At 60.5% G+C, this 18,362-nt stretch carries 21 protein-coding genes; 10 read left to right on the top strand and 11 right to left on the bottom strand.

Going from position 1 to position 18,362, the window contains the following annotated elements:
• Positions 1-3 precede the first annotated feature (3 nt).
• From R4P64_RS02105 to R4P64_RS02090, 4 genes are all read right to left on the bottom strand, one after another.
• Positions 4-624 (bottom strand): helix-turn-helix domain-containing protein, encoded by a 621-nt coding sequence (locus tag R4P64_RS02105; RefSeq protein WP_317819065.1) that lies wholly within the window; start codon positions 622-624, stop codon positions 4-6.
• Positions 625-707: 83 nt separating this feature from the next.
• Entirely contained in the window at positions 708-1,304 is a 597-nt protein-coding gene (locus R4P64_RS02100) for a hypothetical protein (RefSeq protein WP_095887400.1), read from the bottom strand.
• A gap of 2 nt (positions 1,305-1,306) precedes the next feature.
• Positions 1,307-1,765 (bottom strand): hypothetical protein, encoded by a 459-nt coding sequence (locus tag R4P64_RS02095; protein WP_095887399.1) that lies wholly within the window; start codon positions 1,763-1,765, stop codon positions 1,307-1,309.
• A 74-nt stretch (positions 1,766-1,839) separates the two neighbouring features.
• Positions 1,840-2,250, bottom strand: a complete 411-nt coding sequence (locus R4P64_RS02090) for a hypothetical protein (RefSeq protein ID WP_033233722.1) — start codon at positions 2,248-2,250, stop codon at positions 1,840-1,842.
• Between the two features lie 150 nt (positions 2,251-2,400).
• Here R4P64_RS02090 and pip point away from each other — a divergent pair, with 150 nt between their 5' ends.
• Together pip and R4P64_RS02080 are read left to right on the top strand one after the other, a co-directional pair.
• A complete protein-coding gene (gene pip, locus R4P64_RS02085) occupies positions 2,401-3,360 on the top strand; it encodes a prolyl aminopeptidase (protein WP_317819064.1) in 960 nt (319 codons plus the stop codon).
• A 63-nt stretch (positions 3,361-3,423) separates the two neighbouring features.
• Positions 3,424-4,716, top strand: a complete 1,293-nt coding sequence (locus R4P64_RS02080; RefSeq protein WP_317819063.1) for an MFS transporter — start codon at positions 3,424-3,426, stop codon at positions 4,714-4,716.
• Here R4P64_RS02080 and R4P64_RS02075 read toward each other — a convergent pair.
• The gene (locus tag R4P64_RS02075) at positions 4,691-5,704 is read right to left on the bottom strand and encodes an ABC transporter substrate-binding protein (RefSeq protein ID WP_239654691.1); all 1,014 of its coding nucleotides are present in this window, start codon (positions 5,702-5,704) and stop codon (positions 4,691-4,693) included. The genes R4P64_RS02080 and R4P64_RS02075 overlap by 26 nt on opposite strands.
• 102 nt (positions 5,705-5,806) lie before the next feature.
• Between R4P64_RS02075 and R4P64_RS02070 the strand changes: the two genes are divergently transcribed.
• Complete coding sequence (locus R4P64_RS02070) at positions 5,807-6,601, top strand: 2-phosphosulfolactate phosphatase (protein ID WP_033233720.1); 795 nt, start codon at positions 5,807-5,809, stop codon at positions 6,599-6,601.
• Here R4P64_RS02070 and R4P64_RS02065 read toward each other — a convergent pair.
• The 4 genes from R4P64_RS02065 to R4P64_RS02050 all read right to left on the bottom strand — a co-directional run bounded on the left by R4P64_RS02065 (position 6,556) and on the right by R4P64_RS02050 (position 9,748).
• Positions 6,556-7,353 carry an ABC transporter permease gene (locus tag R4P64_RS02065; protein ID WP_045065608.1) on the bottom strand — a complete coding sequence of 266 codons (798 nt, stop codon included), beginning with the start codon at positions 7,351-7,353 and terminating at the stop codon, positions 6,556-6,558. The genes R4P64_RS02070 and R4P64_RS02065 overlap by 46 nt on opposite strands.
• Positions 7,350-8,291: a daunorubicin resistance protein DrrA family ABC transporter ATP-binding protein gene (locus R4P64_RS02060; RefSeq protein ID WP_033233718.1), complete on the bottom strand. Its 942-nt coding sequence runs from the start codon at positions 8,289-8,291 to the stop codon at positions 7,350-7,352. The genes R4P64_RS02065 and R4P64_RS02060 overlap by 4 nt, the downstream gene beginning before the upstream one ends.
• Positions 8,292-8,305: 14 nt before the next feature.
• The gene (locus R4P64_RS02055; RefSeq protein ID WP_317819062.1) at positions 8,306-9,166 is read right to left on the bottom strand and encodes a DUF4097 family beta strand repeat-containing protein; all 861 of its coding nucleotides are present in this window, start codon (positions 9,164-9,166) and stop codon (positions 8,306-8,308) included.
• Positions 9,167-9,232: 66 nt separating this feature from the next.
• Positions 9,233-9,748: a toxin-antitoxin system HicB family antitoxin gene (locus R4P64_RS02050; RefSeq protein WP_095887395.1), complete on the bottom strand. Its 516-nt coding sequence runs from the start codon at positions 9,746-9,748 to the stop codon at positions 9,233-9,235.
• Positions 9,749-9,899: 151 nt separating this feature from the next.
• Here R4P64_RS02050 and R4P64_RS02045 point away from each other — a divergent pair, with 151 nt between their 5' ends.
• The 4 genes from R4P64_RS02045 to R4P64_RS02030 all read left to right on the top strand — a co-directional run bounded on the left by R4P64_RS02045 (position 9,900) and on the right by R4P64_RS02030 (position 13,726).
• A complete protein-coding gene (locus R4P64_RS02045; protein ID WP_317819061.1) occupies positions 9,900-11,420 on the top strand; it encodes an HNH endonuclease signature motif containing protein in 1,521 nt (506 codons plus the stop codon).
• A 78-nt stretch (positions 11,421-11,498) separates the two neighbouring features.
• The gene (locus tag R4P64_RS02040) at positions 11,499-11,939 is read left to right on the top strand and encodes a VOC family protein (protein ID WP_317819060.1); all 441 of its coding nucleotides are present in this window, start codon (positions 11,499-11,501) and stop codon (positions 11,937-11,939) included.
• An 83-nt stretch (positions 11,940-12,022) separates the two neighbouring features.
• Positions 12,023-12,631: a CHAP domain-containing protein gene (locus R4P64_RS02035; RefSeq protein ID WP_172937116.1), complete on the top strand. Its 609-nt coding sequence runs from the start codon at positions 12,023-12,025 to the stop codon at positions 12,629-12,631.
• A 117-nt stretch (positions 12,632-12,748) separates the two neighbouring features.
• Positions 12,749-13,726: an ABC transporter substrate-binding protein gene (locus R4P64_RS02030; protein ID WP_045065601.1), complete on the top strand. Its 978-nt coding sequence runs from the start codon at positions 12,749-12,751 to the stop codon at positions 13,724-13,726.
• Between the two features lie 2 nt (positions 13,727-13,728).
• Here R4P64_RS02030 and R4P64_RS02025 read toward each other — a convergent pair whose 3' ends face one another.
• Positions 13,729-14,607, bottom strand: coding sequence for an alpha/beta hydrolase (locus R4P64_RS02025; RefSeq protein WP_317543270.1), 879 nt, complete (start codon positions 14,605-14,607; stop codon positions 13,729-13,731).
• An 82-nt stretch (positions 14,608-14,689) separates the two neighbouring features.
• On the opposite strand from R4P64_RS02025, the gene R4P64_RS02020 reads away from it, so the two are divergent.
• Entirely contained in the window at positions 14,690-16,651 is a 1,962-nt protein-coding gene (locus R4P64_RS02020; RefSeq protein ID WP_317819059.1) for a BTAD domain-containing putative transcriptional regulator, read from the top strand.
• A gap of 113 nt (positions 16,652-16,764) precedes the next feature.
• A complete protein-coding gene (locus tag R4P64_RS02015; RefSeq protein WP_033233710.1) occupies positions 16,765-17,175 on the top strand; it encodes a hypothetical protein in 411 nt (136 codons plus the stop codon).
• Positions 17,176-17,243: 68 nt separating this feature from the next.
• Here R4P64_RS02015 and R4P64_RS02010 read toward each other — a convergent pair whose 3' ends face one another.
• Positions 17,244-17,456, bottom strand: coding sequence for a hypothetical protein (locus tag R4P64_RS02010; RefSeq protein ID WP_045065598.1), 213 nt, complete (start codon positions 17,454-17,456; stop codon positions 17,244-17,246).
• A gap of 233 nt (positions 17,457-17,689) precedes the next feature.
• On the opposite strand from R4P64_RS02010, the gene R4P64_RS02005 reads away from it, so the two are divergent.
• Positions 17,690-18,346, top strand: a complete 657-nt coding sequence (locus R4P64_RS02005; RefSeq protein ID WP_317819057.1) for a GAP family protein — start codon at positions 17,690-17,692, stop codon at positions 18,344-18,346.
• The last annotated feature ends 16 nt before the right edge of the window (positions 18,347-18,362 follow it).

Here is an 18,362-nt window from a genome sequence, read left to right as displayed (position 1 = left end):
TCCTCAATCCTTTTCGGTGGGTAGTCCGGCAAGCGTCAATCGGACCTGTGAGGCAACGATGTTCGTGAGTTCGTCAGCCGTGATCCGGTCCAATGCCGCGCGGGCTATCTCGAAGTGCAGCACGTTCGAAATTGTTCGAGCTGCGGTGGTGGTGTGGGCGGTGTGGTCGGGATGAGCCTCGGCCAAGATCGCTGCAATCCGCGCTTGTAGGCGCTGCGACAGTTCCAGGCCTTCGGCCCGGAAACATTCGGTCGGCTCGCCGAACAACACTTCTCGTTGATAGATGCCGGTGTTCTCGTCGTTTCGGCGGCTGGCGATCAGCAGCGGTGAAACAAGCTCGAGTACACGGGTTTCCGTGTCCGTCGACTTGGCTTCACGTTCTTCTCCCAGTTCGATCTGCTTCCGAAACTCCGCGTTGTAGACCATGAGCAGTAGCTCGGCTTTGCTTGCGGCGTAACGAAAGAGGGTGCCGCCGGCTACATCGGCGCGGTCGGCGATTTCTTGTGTTGTGACCGCGCTGTAGCCCTTTTCTGCGAACAGTTCGGCTGCGGCTTCAAAGATGCGTGTCTGTTTCTCGAGCTTGTTGCGTTCGCGACGACCCAACTCGTGGTCTGGCATCGTCATCCCGCTCACCTCGTTTCATTTCGGATCACGCTCATAAATGAGTCTACTCCGAAATGTTTCGAGTGGTTGTCTACCTCGTCACATCACTGCAGGCCGGCAACCCATCGCGCAAAGATATCGCTGAAAACATCGTCCTCACACGCGTGCGCGGTGTCCGGGAAAGCGCAGTCCGGGAATCCCGAGACAATGTCGGTCAAGTCCACCCCGCAACATTGCGCCAGAAGTCCACGCAGCAGATCGGCCACCGACCACTTTTCGGCAGCGGAGGCCAGGACACCTTCGTCCTCGTAGATGTTCACGAGATCGCCGTGATGCCAGGACATCTCCTCTGCGACTAGGGCATCGGGGTTGAATTCCATCGCGCGGTCGAGTGCTTCGCGCAGCATGGAGTGCGGATCTTCCTGTCCACGAAGGAGAATCGCGATATCGGCCGGTGCTTTCTGCATGATGAACATCCAGGGTTTGCCGTCTGGAAAGGTTCCGCCGAATCCGGCGACGTGAAACGGCAGGTGGCTACTCAGGAAGTCGGTTTCGACGTCGACGTGTTGATCGTCGCCGAGGTGAATGAAGTGGCCCGACGCGATCTCTTCACTTTTGGCTTCGTCGGCCCACGTGTTGTTCCACAGATGCGTCATCCGACTGCCGTCGGGGAAATCGAGGAGTTCGAACAGGAATCCCATGGCTACGCCTCCCCGTCGAAATGAGAGCTCGTCCGACCGCTGAGTCGGCCAACCGATTGAGCTGAGGTAGCGAGGACGACTCTGCTTGTCTCGAAGCCCATTTCATCGCGTTCGGAGTCCGATCCGGTCGCGTCTCCGGCAAGCGAGAATTCGAGTTCGACGCGCTGATCGGTGCTGGAGCGGACGGAGATCGTCAAGCCGAGGGTCTCGTCACTGAAAGTTGGCAGTGACAACTCCGGGTGGAAGTCGGCCGCGGCGTGGAAGAAGAATGTCGACAGCCGTTCCACGAACCCGTCGTCGGCACGTCGGCTGAGGTATTGGTTGTATTCGTCGGGGCTGAGCAATCCTACGTCGAACACCAGGATCGGGGCCGCTGTGTCGAGCACCCGAGCCGGAACAGCGTGGCTGCGTAGGAAAACCGCGGCACCGCCATAGCCGGGTAAGCGAAAACCTTCACGCATGTGGTGTGCTCCCGTCGACGCGATGTCCTACACACGGTAGGCCACCGGGCCGACAAGTGCTTTAGCTGTGCTCGTCATGGGCAGGCCGGTGTCACCAATTTGTAGATCTGCTCGGCTTGAGTCTGCGTCGCTTCCGTGCCGTCGTTCGCGGCGAGATCCCGGATCTCCTTGGTGACCTCTTGCTCGGTCGCACCGTCGGCGATGGCGTTGCACGAGCTGAACACAATTTCCTGGATGCTTTCGTCGTCGCGATCCTGAGAGAGATCCGCGTAGGCGGTGCGGAAGGCCACAACAAATGCTGCCAGTTTTGCCTGGTCGATCATTCCCAGATCGGCGGTGGAGGTGACGGAGCTGATTTGAACGGTCGTAGATTCGGCAGTGTTGCTGGTTCTGGTTGCCGTCTCTGTGTTTGTGTCGTCATTGCCACAGGCGGGTAGGGACACGAGGGCGCCCGCGACGATGAGTGCTGCGATCATTCGTTTCATGAGTTCTCCACCCGTCGGCCGTTCTCGCTGCATATCCCGCACATCGGAGAGCGAAACATGCTGCCTGACGAGTCGTCGAATTATTCTGGTGGACAATGTTTTTGGAAAGTCGATGTTCGCCGACGGCTGCTCGGATGGCAGGATCGATCCATGAGTGCTTACTTGTTTCCTCCGGTTGATCCGTACGAATCAGGGATGCTCGACACCTCGGACGGGCAAACCTTGTACTGGGAGAGCGTCGGGATATCTACGGGTGTTCCGGTTCTGTATCTCCACGGTGGGCCGGGTTCGGGGTGCACGCTCGGCGCCAGACGGTTCTTCGACCCCGATATTTTCCGCGCAGTCCTGTTCGATCAACGTGGGTGTGGGCGTAGCCGCCCGCTGGCGGACGGGCCCGACGTCGATCTCACGGTGAACACAACGGCCCACATCCTCGACGATATCGAGCGCCTGCGCGAGTATCTCGGTATCGAACGATGGATCGTCACCGGTCTTTCCTGGGGCGTCAGTTTGGGGCTGGTGTACGCGCAGGCCTTTCCCGAGCGTGTGCTCGCGATGGTGTTGGGTGCGATCACCGGTGGCACCAACACCGAAATCGAGTGGATCACCCGCGCCATGGGCAGAGTGTTCCCTCGCGAGTGGGAGGAGTTCATCGAGCCGGTGCCGATGGATGAACGTGACGGAAACCTTCCGGCGGCGTACGCGCGGTTGCTTGCGGATCCGAATCCTGTTGTGCGGGAAAATGCTGCGCTTCAGTGGTGCCGGTGGGAAGACGTACATGTATCGCTGATGCCAGGGTGGACTCCGAGTAAGCGATACGAAAATCCGGACTTCCGGCGGGTGTTCACCCGATTGGTGACGCACTTCTGGAGCCACGATTGCTTCCTCGTGCCCAATCAGATCATGGACGGAATGCATCGTCTCGCAGAGATACCGGCGATCCTCGTACACGGGCGATACGACGTCTCCGGCCCGCTCGACACTGCCTGGGCGATTCACAAAAGCTGGCCGGGTAGTGAATTGGTAGTGCGAGGCGACGCCGGTCACGGCGGCGGTGGATTCAACGAGGCAATAGTGGAAGCGCTGAATGCGGTTGGCCGCTCCGCGTAGGGCATGTCATTTCCGGGCAGGTAATTTCCACTGAAGCTCGCTCGGGCAATAGTGTTCTCGGTTGTGGTGCTCAGTACGCGTTTCCCCGGTAGTAAGACCTTCGCGAAGGTTCGCGTTCTACCGCCAGTTGTGAAGCTGCTGCTTCTGTCGATGGTGTTGTTCAACATCGGGTTCTATCTCGTTGTGCCCTTTCTTGCGGTACATCTCTCGGAAGATCTTGGATTTGCGGCATGGATTGTCGGCCTGGTTCTCGGGCTACGCATGTTCAGTCAGCAGGGCATGTTCTTCATCGGCGGAAGCCTCGCCGACCGATTCGGTAAGCGTCCGATCATTCTGTTGGGCATCGCCGTTCGAGTAGTCGGTTTTTTGATGCTCGGATTGGCCGAGAGTATGGCCGCCGTGATCGTCGGAGTACTCCTGGTGGGATTTGCCGCCGCGCTCTTTGCTCCCGCGGTGGAGTCGGCCAACGCTGAATACGGTCGCGAACTCGAGTCCTCGGGCATCATGCGTCGTACCGATTTGTTTGCAGTGGAACAGATGAGCAGCCGACTGGGAACCGTGATCGGTCCGGCGCTCGGTGCTGCTCTGCTGGTGTTTCCGTTCTCGTGGACGGCGTCGGCGGCAGCCCTGTTGTTCACGATTATGTGGGTGGGGTTCTTCGTCTGGTTTCCCCGTCCGGGCGACGCGCACGAGGGTCCGGTGTCAACTTATACGCTGCGCGACGTGTGGCGAAGTGTGTTGACCAACAAAAGCTTCCTGATCTTCGCCACCCTGTGCAGCTTTCAGTTGGTTGCCTACAGCCAGCTGTACCTGATGCTTCCCGAACAACTCGAGCGCGGAATCGGGTCCCAGTCTGCGCTCGGTTGGTTTTACGTGGGCGCGGCGGTACTGGTGATAGTGGGGCAGGGGCCGACGGTTGCAGTGGCTCACCGCATTGGTCATCGCCGAGCGATCGCCTTCGGGCTGGTGCTGATTTCCGGTTCGTTCCTGGTGCCACTGGCTACCGGTGTGAGTACCGAGGCGTCGGCGTCGACGCAGATAGTCGGGCTGGCGCTCTGGATCGGACTGCTCCACTTGGGTCAGATGCTGATGGTGCCACCGATGCGCGACACCATCGCGATCCTCGGCCGTGAAAGCAATCTCGGGGCGCACTTCGGCATGCTCAACACGATCGGCGGGCTGCTAGCGCTGCTGGGAACGGTGGGAGTCGGCTTTGTGTACGACCTCGTCGACAACGGCCACGCAGCGCCGGCGTCACCGTGGGTGATCGTTTCGGTCTGTGTGGCCGTGTCAGCTGTGGCGTTGTGGGTGTGGTCAGGTCGAACGAAGGCTATCGAGCCGCGATCGTCTGATTGATCTTCGCGACGAAGTCTTCCAGGACAAACGGAATGGTGAGTGGATTCGGCATGGACACCGCATCACTGACGATGGGGTCCAAGCTGATCAGGCCACCGGACTTCACGACGTTCAAATTGGTGAACGCAGCCTGCGTCTCCATCTCGGGGCGAGCCTTCTCGTAGTTGTCGAAGAGTAGGTAGTCGCATTCGAGAAGGTCGTAGTTCTCGGCGGAGATCTCGTAGTTCAGCTTGCCCGCAAATCGCTCCTTCAGTGCGGCAGGCGCCGTGAACCCCAACTGAGTAAGCAGCTGAGCCCGTGCGGCCTCGGGGCTGAATGCGCGCAGATTGCCGTCGCTCCACCGAATGACGAGTGCTGCTGTCTTGCCTTCGAACTGAGGGTTCTCGGCGCGAGTGCGAGTGATCAGATCCTGGACGTCCTGCACCTCTTGCTTGGCCTGTGCGGGAACGCCCACGGCAGTACCGATACGGGTTGTCACTTCCTGCCAGGGCAGAACCCAATCGGTCTGATCGGCAGCGTGCAGCACCGTAGGTGCGATTGCACTGAGTTGCTTGTACAGGTCTTCGTCGATCGCGTTGTTGACCGCGATGATCAAGTCCGGAGCCGCAGCGATAATCGTCTCGATATCGAACTCGGTGGTGGCGTTGGCCAATGGTGTCGGCTCAGCGCCCTGAACGGCCGAGTCGGCCCAGACACCGATTCCGTCGTCGGTTGAGCCCTTCCACACCGGGACCAGGACGGGCGTCAGCCCGAGGGAAAGTAGGACATCGGCGTCACCGATACCGACAGCTGCGATACGACTGGGGGCCTGCTCGATTGTGGTGGACCCGAATTTGTGATCGATCGTGACAGGGAAGGCGCCCGGTTCGGCGTGGCCGCCCTCGGCGCTCGTAGTGGACTCGTCATTCGCACTGTCACCGCAGGCAGCAAGGACAAAACCTGCTGCAGTGGCGAAGGTGACCGACAACATGGCACGGCGGCTCAACATGGGATTCACAGCAATCTCGTCCTTCAGTTATTGGGGTACCCTAACCATAGACGAGAAACACCTGACAAAGCGTCGGTACCTCTCTTCTGGGATGCTTGCGCCATGAATTCGGAACATCGCCAACTCGAGTACGGACTTCGATTCGACTGGGGCCGAGCAGGTGCCGAAGCGATTGCTACTGGTGTTGACCTGGCCATTGTGGTTGATGTTCTCTCGTTCACGACGACTCTGAGCGTCGCCGCTGATGCAGGAATCGAGGTCTTTCCTTATTCCTGGTACGACGAGAGTGCGGCTGACTACGCTCGCGACGTCGACGCGGTTCTGGCTGTGCGACGGAGTGTGGCTTCTGAAGGCCAGATCAGTTTGTCTCCCAAGTCGATTCGCGATTCGGAACGTCCGCGACGGTTGGTATTGCCGTCCCCGAACGGGTCGACGATCGCGTTTGCGCTGGCGGCCATTGTTCCGGTTTGTGTGGGTGCTTCGTTGAGGAACGCATCGGCGGTAGCAGATTGGGTTGTGCACGAACATGGTTCGCGATCCCGGGTGGCGATCGTTGCATCCGGGGAGAAATGGCCCGGTGGAGAATTGCGTCCGGCAGTGGAGGATCTGTGGGGAGCGGGTGCTGTTATCGAGGCGTTGATCGAGGCCGGCTGGAACGGATCCGTATCGCCGGAGTCTCGGATGGCAGCAGATGCATGGGCGGCGGTATCGGATTCGATCGAAGACCGCCTACGGGACTGCGCCTCCGGGCGCGAGTTGATTGTTCTCGGGTTTCCGCACGACGTCGCCATCGCCTCCGAACTCGACGACAGCGACACCGTACCTGTTCTCGAAGATCGTGTGTTTCGAGCTCAGCGCACCGGGCGACGGTTGAACAAACTACGCGCCCAGAGGTAGGAGAGGAAGGTGATCGCGACGCACCACGCGACTGCGAGAATTGCGTTGTTTCCGATCGCTTCGCCGAGAAGTAGTCCCCGGAGGGTTTCGATGATCGGAGTGAACGGCTGATACTCGGCGAACCATCGCAATACGGTTGGCATCGACTCGGTCGGCACGAATCCGCTTCCGAGGAACGGCAAGAGGATCAACACCATTGGAAGATTGCTTGCCGTCTCGACGCTCTTGCTCACAAGTCCGAAGGCAACGGACAACCAGATCATGGCAATCGACACCAAGATGAGGAGCGCAAACGTGGCGACCCATTCGACAACGCCGGCGCTCGGCCGGAAGCCGACGGCGACGGCCACCGCGATGACAACAACGAGGCTTACTATCGTTTGAAGAAGACTGCCCAGGACGTGGCCAGTGAGGACAGAAGTGCGTGTGATTGCCATCGTGCGGAATCGTGCGATGATCCCCGCAGTCATGTCGGTGGCAACGGAGATGGCGGTACCCTGCGCAGCCGCGGCAACCGTCATCAGAATGATCGCCGGGGCAACATAATTGACGTATTCCGCCCGGCCGCCACCACCGCCGCCCGGGGTGAGGCCGTTCCCGAGTGTCCCGCCGAGAACGTAGACGAACAGCAACAGGAAGACGACCGGCATCCCGACCAGCATCACCGTCATCGACGGATATCGGACGATGTGGCGAATGCTGCGGCGCAGCATGGTTTTCGAGTCCTGGTAGGCAAGAGTTGCAGTAGTCATCGCGCGTCGGTCCTTTCGGTGGCGGTCAGCGTCAGGAACACATCGTCCAGGTCCGGTGTGTGGACGGAGAGTTCCTTGACATCGATCGAGTGAGCGTCGAGTTGGTCGAGAACAGAGCGCAGTGACCTGACGCCGCCGTCGCTGGGAACTTGCAGAACATAGGCAGCCTCGTCACGCGAGGAGTGGTCGAGAATATCTGCAGCAGAGTCGAGTTGGTCTCGGTCTGCGAAATGCAGGCGAATATGTCCGCCTGGGATGTGTCGTTTGAGTTCTGCAGCGGTTCCTTCGGCCACGATCCGGCCGTGGTCGAGTACGGCGATGTGGTCGGCCAGTTGGTCGGCTTCCTCGAGGTACTGCGTTGTGAGGAAGATGGTGACGCCGCCACTGACCAACTCGCGGATGATCTGCCACATCGAGCGTCGACTCCGAGGATCGAGGCCGGTGGTGGGCTCGTCCAGGAAGATGATCTCCGGCCGGCCGATCAATGTCATTGCAAGATCGAGCTTTCGGCGCATTCCACCCGAGTATGTCGATGCGAGCTTTCCGGCGGAGTCGACTAGATCGAACTTCTTCAGGAGATCGTCCGTGCGAGTGCGGCGTTCGTCTTTGCTCAGGTGATGAAGGTCGGCCATGAGGAGAAGGTTCTCCTCGCCGCTGAGATAGTCGTCCACCGCCGAGAATTGTCCGGTGACACCGATGCGCGCACGCACCGCGTCTGGATCGTCGGATGGGTTGTACCCCGCGATGCGGATGTTGCCGCCGTCCGCGGGAACAAGGGTCGAAAGGATTTCCACGATGGTGGTCTTGCCGGCGCCGTTGGGGCCGAGAAGCGCAAAGACGGTGCCACTGTCGACGGAAATGTCGATTCCATCCAGTACCGTTTTGTCGGAGTAAGACTTTGTCAGGCCCGTTGCGGTGATAGCTGGTTTGCGGGTCATCAGCGTTCCTTTCGCTAGATTTTTGGAGGCTCCGAACGTCGAATGACGATGTCGCCGTAGCTGGTATGTGCGCGGACATCCACCCTGCGCTCGGTCGATGCCGGTCCGTGTGTGGTGTTCATCTGGTTGTCGACGCGGCCGAAGGAGGTATGGGCGTCGAATCGAGCGGCGGTTCCGGATCGAACGCCGATATGAATCTTCCCGGCAGCGGTTTTCGCGGAGACAACTCCACTCTCGATGCTGTCGAAGCGAATGTCCCCGTTGGCTGTTGCGGCAGTGGCATCAGATTCGGCCTGCTCCACGATAACGTCGCCGTTTGCCGTTTTTGCCTTGAGCGTTCCCGTAATCGCGCCGATGTTGTTGTCGCCATTGGAGTTCTTGATGACCGCGTTGCCGTCGATGCGGCGTATGCGGATGGTTCCTGATCCGGTGCTCGCATCGAGGTCGCCCACGACGTGCTCGACGGTGATTGTGCCTGCGCCGGTGCTGATGTCGAGTGGTCCGGTGGTGTCGAGTGCGCATTCCCCGCTCGAGAGTTTCACGCGAGATCTTCCCAGTGTGCCTGTGGCGTGGAGGCTTGCGACTGCAGCGGTACCCTCGAGTCCTGAACCGGAGGGAAGTTGAACGGAGACGTCGACAGATCCGGTTTTGCCGAAGATGCCGAGTCCACGCTGTTTCGGCGTCTTGATCTGGAGTCGTCCACCAGCGAATTCGACGCGAGTCTGTTCGGCGACGCGGATGTCGGCGTCGTGAGATGAGTTGGTGGGCAGTACTTCCACGATGGTGTCGTCACGGTCGCTTGCGCTGATCCGGATATGTCCGACAGTTACGTCGATGCTCGCGATGATGGGGTCCGGTGTGCTGAATACAGGCATGGTGATACTCCCGATGATGTTGTCTTCGGTTGGTGAAAGGGGTTGGTGCGAGAAGAGAGTCTGGTGTCAGTGCACCCAGCCGGTGAAGCTCTCGGAACCTCGGGACGGTTGTTGCCTCGGCGTGTTTCGGCTCGGATTGCCTTCCAGTGCGGCCGCAGCCGAGCGGACCAGCCACGCGTTGACCGATATCCCGGCCTCTCGGGCAGCTGCCTCCACCCGGTCCTTGAGTTCTTGACCCAGGCGCAGGTTTATTCGAGTCATCGCCGCGTCGTCGGACTCCGTGATGGCGCGTGGAACTGGCGTCGGTTGCTCTTCGACGTCTGCCGGAGTCGGTTCGCTGAGGGCGGGTGTCACAACGAATTCTGGTTCGCGTCCCCGGAGGCGGAGATCCACCGAGCCTGGTGCGAGGTCGCGAGTGATTTCTGCTGCCGCCGCGGACAACGCGTCGAGGAGAGTGAGTCGCACTGCTGATTCCAGCGGTGCGGTCAAACGTTCGGCGAGTGCCTTTGCGTCTTCTCCGCCGGCTTCGGCAGCCACCGCGAGTTCGTGGCGAAGGTTGTCGACGTACGGTGTCAAGTCCATGGCACCACTATGGCACCACTTTGATGCCATGGCAATAGGTACGTGGCACACATTGTGATGCGCCAGGACATCGCAGGCACTTTTTTCGGACTTTTCCGACTGATTTCGAATAGCTGTTCTATTCGAACAGGATTTCGATTACGGTGGGGGAATGTTCGATTCGGGGGTGGGGAGTTTCGGTATCTCAGCGCAGCTGAGTGGTACCGAAACTGATTGCGCCCTCGTTGATTTGATGGCCGAGTTGCATTCATGTGAAGCGATGTTGGTCGAGCGGAAACTGGCGGTGGTGGCGGAGTTCTTCACCCGCCGCAGCGCTGAGCATGTTGACGGCGGAACGTGGACGTCGTCGGCGCACGAGTTGGCCGAATCCGAGGTCGGCGCAGTCCTGACGGTGGGGCGCGCTGCTGCCGGGAAGCTCATCGGGTTGGGTTTTGCTTTGAAGACGCGGTTGCATCGCACGCGGGCGGCGATGGCCCGCGGTGAACTCGATTTCTACCGGGTGGGGTTGATCGAGTCCGCGACCGCGAATGTCGGTGACGAGTTGATCGACGAGGTCGAACGCTTGTTGCTCGAGCAGGTGTTGGCTCCACCCGTGGACGGTGGGACGGGGTTGACGGGTCGGCGGTTGACGGCGGCGATCGACCGGATCGTGGCCCGCGTCGATCCGGAGGGGATGCGGGAACGCCGCCGCCGGGCCCTGGCGGATCGGTTCGTGGGGGTCAGTGCCGCCGAGGACGGGATGGCTCGCATCCTGGGCAGTATCCCGGCGGAACAAGCCCGCGCCTTCGACGGCAGGTTGCGGGAGTTGGCGATGTCGGTGTGTCGCCGTGATTCCCGTACGTATGAGCAGCGGCGCGCGGATGCGTTGGGCGCGTTGGTGAGTGGTTCGACGGTGTTGGTGTGCGACTGCGACCGCAGAGATTGCCCGCAGGACCGTAGCGGTGTTGTCATCATTCGCCGGCCACTCGTGCATGTGGTGATACACGATTCCGCACTGCATGCAGGGTCGGATGAACCCGCTCATCTCGACGGGTACGGCGTGATCAGTGCCGAGCATGCCCGCGACATCGCAATAGACGCTGCGATAAAAGAAGTGCGCGTACCCGCAGATCCCGAACCGACACCTGTGCCTGCGTCGGCATCTGTGTACCGCCCCGGGGCGGCACTCGACACGTGGCTTCGGGTCAGCGCGGGCAGCTGCCAATGGCCGCACTGCGATGTCCCCGCCTGGAACTGCGACCTCGACCACAACGATCCGTTCAACCACACCAACCCCGCGAGCGGCGGGAAAACGGTCGCGTCGAATCTGAGTGCGTTCTGCCGCAACCATCACCGCCTCAAGCATTCCGGGAAGTGGCTGCTCGCCCCGAATCCGGATCGTAGGATCACCCTGACCTCGCAGACCGGGCATTGCTATCGCACCAGGGCTTCCGGACTACTCGCGGGGATGCAGGAACCACCGCCACCGGAAGGCGGCAAACCGCGACGCACACGACTCGAGAACAAAGCTGCCCGCATCCGAGGTGAGCGGAAGCTCCGGCGTGTCAAGATTCAGCACCGCACAGCACAACACGCGGAACGGAAACGCCGGCAAACGTTCCCGATCTCCACACCGCGAAAGCGCGTGCCTCACAAACCCGTCGACTACGGCAACGACCCGCCGCCATTCTGAATCAAGCCATGGGAATTCTCAGCCGCCGATTCCGTTCCGGCAAGACAACAACAAGAGAACAACTGGAAGATGGATCCCATGGCACACGTACAACGTTTCGACCACATCGGCATCACCGTCGCGGACCTCGACTCCGCAACGGCGTTCTTCGTCGGACTGGGTCTAGAGCTAGAGGGCACCGGGTCCGTGGAGGGTGAATTCGTGGAGACCGTCTGCGGCATCCCCGGCGCGCACTGTAAGATCGCAATGCTGCGGCCACCGGGCGAAGGATCCCGGCTGGAGCTCTCGTCCTTCGTTACGCCCGATCACGTGCCCGGATCGCCAACGGCGATGGCCAACGAGCTTGGGCTGCGCAATGTGTCCTTCGAGGTCGGCGACCTCCAGGCGGCCGTCGACGCGGTGGCTGCGGACGGGTACGGGCTCATCGGCGGTATCGGTGAGTACGAGAACAGCGTGCGGATGGCCTACGTGCGTGGGCCAGAAGGGATCATCGTGTCCCTGTTCGAGCAGATCGGCTGACTGGCTTGCGCCTGACCCACATAGTGCGGACATAACCTCTCGCTCAGCGATTGGATTCCGAGCGAGCTGGCACACTCGTCAGGGTGAGTCCTGCCGAACCGAACCGTCGACGTCGAATCCTGATCTGGATTGCCGGGGTACTCGGCATCGTTGTTGTGGTCGGTGCCGTCGTTGTGGCATTCGCACCCTCGCGTTACTTGCCGTGGGATACTGCCGATTTCCCGGAAGTTGATGCGAGCAGACTCTCCTCGGATCAAGTGCGTGTACTTGAATTACTGCAGTCCGAGCATGAGCAGGACCGTCCAGGCACCTTCTACTCCGAGGGAATTGACGAGGAATGGTGCGCTGATTTTGTCAGCTGGATCATGCGAGAGGCCGGACGCCCGCTCTCCAATCCGAACTCCGGAAGTTGGCGTATTCCAGGTGTTTACACCCTCCAGGAGTATTACCAGGGAATTGACGCCTACGCCGAGAACGACGGCAGTTACACACCTGAAATCGGCGACGTCGTGATCTACGACAGTTCACGATGGTCCGGTCAGCACACCAATATTGTTGTATCTGTCGACGGAGACAAGGCAATCACTGTAGGTGGCAACGAGTTCGGGAAGGTTCGAGTACACGATTTGGATTGGGCATCCGATTCTGCGGTCGTGGGTTTCGGTCTCTTTACCCCCGATTCAACCTCGTAGTAGGGGTAGGGCTGAGATTCGTCTGCCGCCGCGCTGGCGTATTCGCCGTATTTATTGGCGCTGGTGGGAGCTGTTTTCCCATTCCCGACGCAAGTTCCTAAGGCTAACCTAATTAACATGACGCGACTTCTTTCTCCGACCACCACCGATCGTGACTACTGGGCGATCGTGAACAACCTGACCCGACGCGGATTCTTCGGCGTCGGAGCAGGCGTTGCCGCCGCTGCATTTCTAGCCGCTTGCAGCAGTTCAGAGGGTGCGACGACCGAAAACGCGGAGACCTTCGAGTTCACGCGCGGCGACGAGAAGCTGATCATTCCGACGGACCCGCAGAATGTGGTTGCTCTCGATCCGCGAGACGGCCTCGAACTCTCGATCCTCGCCGGATACCCGGTGACCGCCTACCCCGCCGGCGCCGCTGAACATCTCCGTCGTGAAGTTCCTGGTGCCACAGGCGTCGAGATCTTCGCCGAAGGTGCTTCGGATCCCAACTTCGAGTACATCTCGACCCTCGGTGCAGACCTTCTGGTCCTCAGTGCCGGGTGGTGGGACACCGGGTCGTACGGCAACGACCGGATGCAGCAGATCGCACCAGTCCTGCCCGTCGGCAAGGACTTCACCCCGGAGTGGCGAAAGGTCATGTCGGACTTCCTCACCGGCATCGGGCGCAGCGATCGCGCCGAAGAAGTGCTGGCCGAGTACGACGCCCATGTGGCTCAGGTCCGCCCTACCGTCGAACCGCTGATGGCCGGCAAGAAGGTTGCCTTCGTTGCCGCCGCAGAGGATCAGATCGCGTGGTTCCAGAACGATTTCCGCACCGCCGTCGCCGAGGACCTGGGGTTCGAGGTGCTCCGTGAGGGTCCCGACCTTCGCGTGATGCTCGGGTCGGAGCAGTTCAACCGTCTCGAAGAAGCTGACGTCATCTTCGCCTTGGATCGCAGCGCCTCCGGCAGCGTGTACACCTCGCCCACATGGCAGCGACTGCCCGCCGCACAGGCCGGTCGAGTGATTCCCTTCGACTACTACAAGGCCGCGGGATACGCCTTGACCGCCAAGGTGCTGGTCGACGACTTGGCGGCCGGGGTCAAGCGCTAGAACTACCTTTTCAGCAGGGCGCGGATCGCGTCGACCACGTCGGTGGGCGCCTCCTCTGCCATGAAGTGACCTGCGGACAGCGTGCGGTGCTCGAGATCGGGCGCCCACGCTTTCCACAGGGCCTCGGCGTCGTAGCCGAGCATCGAACCCCAGTCCTGCTGGATGGCGGTGACCGGCATAAGCAGCTGGTGGCCTGAATCGCGATCAGCCTGATCGTGTTCGACGTCTATGCCTGCCGACGCGCGGTAATCGGCAACGATCGACGGCACCGCCTCCCGCGAGGCCCGCAGGTACTCCGCTCGCACGTCGGCCGGAATTGCTTCGCGATCAGTCGTCCAGACGTCGAGAAAATACTCGAAGAACGCGTCGGCGCTGGCGCTGATCATCTGTTCGGGGAGGCCAGGTGGCTGAGCCATCAAGTAGAGATGGAATGCCACGGCCGCATTCGATCCATGCAGGATGTCCCACATATCCAAGGTGGGCAGCACGTCAAGTGAACCGAGGTGTGTGATCACATCTGGATGATCCAACCCGGCTCTGATGGCAACCAATGCACCTCGATCGTGGCCGACGAGAGCGAATCTCTCGTGTCCCAGATTCTGCGCCACCTCGACGACGTCGGCAGCCATTGTTCTTTTGGAGTAGGTGTCGGGGCTTTTCTCGACAGGCTTGTCGCTGGCTCCGTATCCGCGGAGATCCGGGCAGATGACGGTGTGATCCGACGCCAATTCGGTGGCCACGTGACGCCACATGAGATGGGTCTGAGGAAAGCCGTGAAGAAGGACGAGCGGTGCGCCGCTTCCGCCGATCGCGAGGTTGAGCCGCACGCCGTCATGGGTGGAAATCTGCTGGTAGTCGAAGCCTGGGATGGTGATCGTCATCGGTCGCTCTCGTTTGTCGGGGTGATGCCAATCAGCATCGCCGCATTCGATGAGCATTCGATGAGCGCGATAGCGTGGGGACATGCGAGACCACACAGTTGGAAGCCCGGTTTTCGGAGTGCTGGGTCCGGTGGTCGGATGGAATAACTCGGGAGACCTGATCGATCTGAAGGGTCCACGACACCGAGCTGTCCTCGCTCGCCTGATCGTTGCCCGCGGCCGTGTAGTTCCGGTGGACGTGATTGTCGACGACCTCTGGGTCGATCGTCCGGCCGGAGCGACCAGCGCACTACGTACGTTCGTCTCGGCGCTGCGACGTGCGCTCGAACCCGGTCGTCCGCCTCGAACGAAGCCGAAAGTTATTGTGACGGAAGGGCGCGGTTATGCCATTCAGGCCGCACCCGAAGCGGTCGATGCCTGGAAATTCGAGAGTCTGGTGCGGGAAGCCGCAGATTCATCGCCAGCGCAAACACTCGAACTGCTCCGAACCGCCCTCGAGTTGTGGCGAGGGCCGGCATATGCGGACTACACCGAAGAGCCCTGGGCTCGATCGGAGCGATCCCGCTTGGAGGAACTGCATCTGACAGCCGTCGAACGCTTGGCCTCTGCCCAACTGGATCTCGGGCAGACCACCGAAGCGATTCCCGATCTGGATGCCCATGTGACGGAACACCCTTGGCGAGAAGATGGTTGGCGACTGCTAGCTCTCGCGCTGTACCGCTCCGACCGTCAGGGCGACGCCCTGGCTGTCCTGCGTCGCGCACGAAAGTTACTCGCCGAGGAACTCGGCATCGACCCTGGTCCGCGACTGACCGACCTCGAGTCCGACATACTTCGACGAGAGGGGCATCTGGATACTGGAGCGGCAGAGCAGATCTTCAGTCAGGTGTCTGCAGCGTACGACCGAACCGTAGCGGCGGGATCGAAGTCGAGATTGGAGTCCACTGTCGGACTGCTCCGAAGTTTGGCAGTTGCGGGCGGAAGCGGACTGGAGACTGCTCGAAACCAGCGACTGGCAATCATCAGTGCCGCTGAACAATTGGACGACGTCGAACTCACCGCACGGATTATCGGTAATTACGACGTGCCTGCCATCTGGACGCGATCCGACGATCCGGGGCAGGCTGCTCAGATCGTCGAGGCCGCTCAGCGCACCATCGATCGACTTCCTGACGGGAACGACCTCGCTCGGGCAAGACTCTTGGCGACAATCGCACTCGAATCACGCGGACTTGCCGGCGACCCCGGACTCGAACCTGCCCGCGCTGCCGTTCAGATCGCCCGCTCCCTCGACGACCCCGGACTTCTTGCCTTCACACTCAACGGGTTGTTCATACAGAGTTTCTGGCGAACTGGTCTGGCTCCAGAGCGCGACGCCATCGGGGGTGAACTGATAACGCTCTCCGCTCGGCACGATCTGGCCACCTTCGAAATTCTCGGGCATCTGGTGCGTATGCAAGCTCTCGGTGCACTCGGGCAATTCGATGCCGCCGAACAACATGCCGACGCAGTGGATCGATTGGCCGGACGTCACGAGCGTCCGTTGGCAGCGGTATTCACCACCTGGTTCCGGGCGATGCGAATTGCCGCCACAGGCGCGGACGTGTCGCACTGCGAGGAGCTGTACGAAGCCGCGGCGGTCTGTCTTCCCGGTTCCGGCATGCCCGGCCTCGAGGACGGAATTCTCCCGCTGGCAATTCTCGCACTCCGAGTCTGGCACGGCGTGCCGGCGGCCTTCGACGCCGATACGAACTGGGGCCAGTACGAGCCCTGGGCTCGGCCACATCTGCTTCTCGCGCAGGGGAAAGTGAACGAGGCCGCAGAAGCGGTGCGCGCGTTGCCCAACCCGCCGAACGACCTACTTTCCGAAGCGCTGTGGTGCCTTATCGCAGCAGCTTCCGTCGCGGTCGGTGACCGTCAGGTCATGGAACGAGCGCGGGCTGCTCTTATGTCTGCTGAAGACGAAATTGCCGGTGCGGGCAGTGGAATGCTCACTGTCGGCCGGGTCTCGGACCATCTTGCGGGGCTTAACGAGCACACCTGAGGTCCCGGTCGGTGATCGCCGCAGACGGGATTCATCCGCGATGGGTGATGTCTTCCCTAAATGGGTACTCGAGACTTAGAGAGGGAAGTGCTTTCTCGTCGAAAGGAACGCTGATGACTGCTCCACCACGAGAACCCGCCGAACACCCTGTCAAGCAGGGGTTCGCGGTCGGTACGACGTTCGCGGCGGCGATTCTGCTGCTGACAGCCGGCATCGTTGCCCTGCTGCAGGGGATCGCTGCTGTCGCCGACAACAATCTGTTTGTCGTCGGAATCAACTACACCTACAAGTTCGATATCTCGACGTGGGGTTGGATCCACATCGTTCTGGGCATCATCGGAATTGTGGTCTCCCTTGGCCTCTTCACGGGTGCGGTGTGGGCAAGAGCGTCGGCAATCGTGATTGCGTCACTCTCCATCATCGCGAACTTCTTGTGGCTCCCGTACTACCCGATGTGGTCGATCCTGGTGATTGCGCTTGACATCGTGGTCATTTGGGCAGTCGCAACGTGGGATACCGCGTAGATCATCGCGTCAGAAACTGTGGCCCCGGCTGATTCCCCCAGTCGGGGCCACAGTCATGTGAATGTCGATCAGTCTGGGAGTCTGCGTAATTCGGCGACGGTCAGTCCCAGCGAATCGAGCCGTGCCATGATGCTCCGCATGGCGCTGTGATCGGCAACGGGACCGTACAGGCTGGTGTAGCCACCGGCGGTTGGTGCCACACTCAATTCGGGGAATGCGGCCTTCACGCGATCCGACACTTCGCCGTCGATGAGAAATTGGTAGCGAGTGGGAGCAGTCATCGTTTCTCTCTCCCATCACACGTGTTGCGCATCGATTCAGTCTGTACCCATTTATTTTTACGTTGCCGCGCGGTGAATACGTCATCCCCTTCGGGTGAATGCCGGACATGCGGCCACGACGTCTCATCGGGACAGCATCCTCTTCCAGGGTTCTCGCTGGTGTTCATCCTTTTTGTGTGAGGTCGAATCCGACTGTTTTCCCTAGTCTCTAGCGGGAGAGAGAAGAGGCCGAAATGGGTTCTGTCATCGGAGATCTGTTGCCACTCGCGTTGGGAGTGGCAATCTCGCCGATTCCGATCATCGCGGCCATCCTGATGCTCCTGTCCAAGCGAGCAGGAAGTACCAGCATCGGTTTTGCCTTGGGTTGGTTACTCGGAATCGTTGTTGCAACAGTAATATTCGTTCTGCTGTCGAATCAATTGGAGAAATCCTCCGATTCTTCGGCTGGTGTTTCGTGGATCAAGATCGCCTTGGGTGTTCTCCTGCTTGCGTTCGGCGCAAAGCAGTGGCGCGGACGCGGCGGTGAACATGAGACTCCCAAATGGATGCAGGCCATTGACGACATGACGGCAGCCAAGGGATTCGGCCTCGGCTTCGCACTGGCCGCCGTCAACCCCAAAAATCTGATGATGTGTATCGCCGCAGGTGTCTCGGTCGGTGCTGCATCGCTACCGACCGGGCAGGTAGTCATCGCCGTCGCGGTTTTCACCGTCATCGCTGCATCGACTGTCTGTCTACCCGTGATCGGGTATCTGATTGCGGCGGACCGTTTGCGCACACCGTTGGCAGAGCTGAAGGTCTGGCTGCAGGCGAACAACGCGACGGTGATGAGCGTGCTGATCCTGGTCATCGGAGTTGTGCTGATCGGCAAGGGAATCGGCGGATTCTAACCGAGCGGAGGTAGTC

Source organism: Rhodococcus sp. IEGM 1366, assembly GCF_033142425.1.
In the GTDB taxonomy this organism is placed as follows: domain Bacteria; phylum Actinomycetota; class Actinomycetes; order Mycobacteriales; family Mycobacteriaceae; genus Rhodococcus_F; species Rhodococcus_F globerula.
This window is presented reverse-complemented; position numbering and strand designations above follow the sequence as displayed.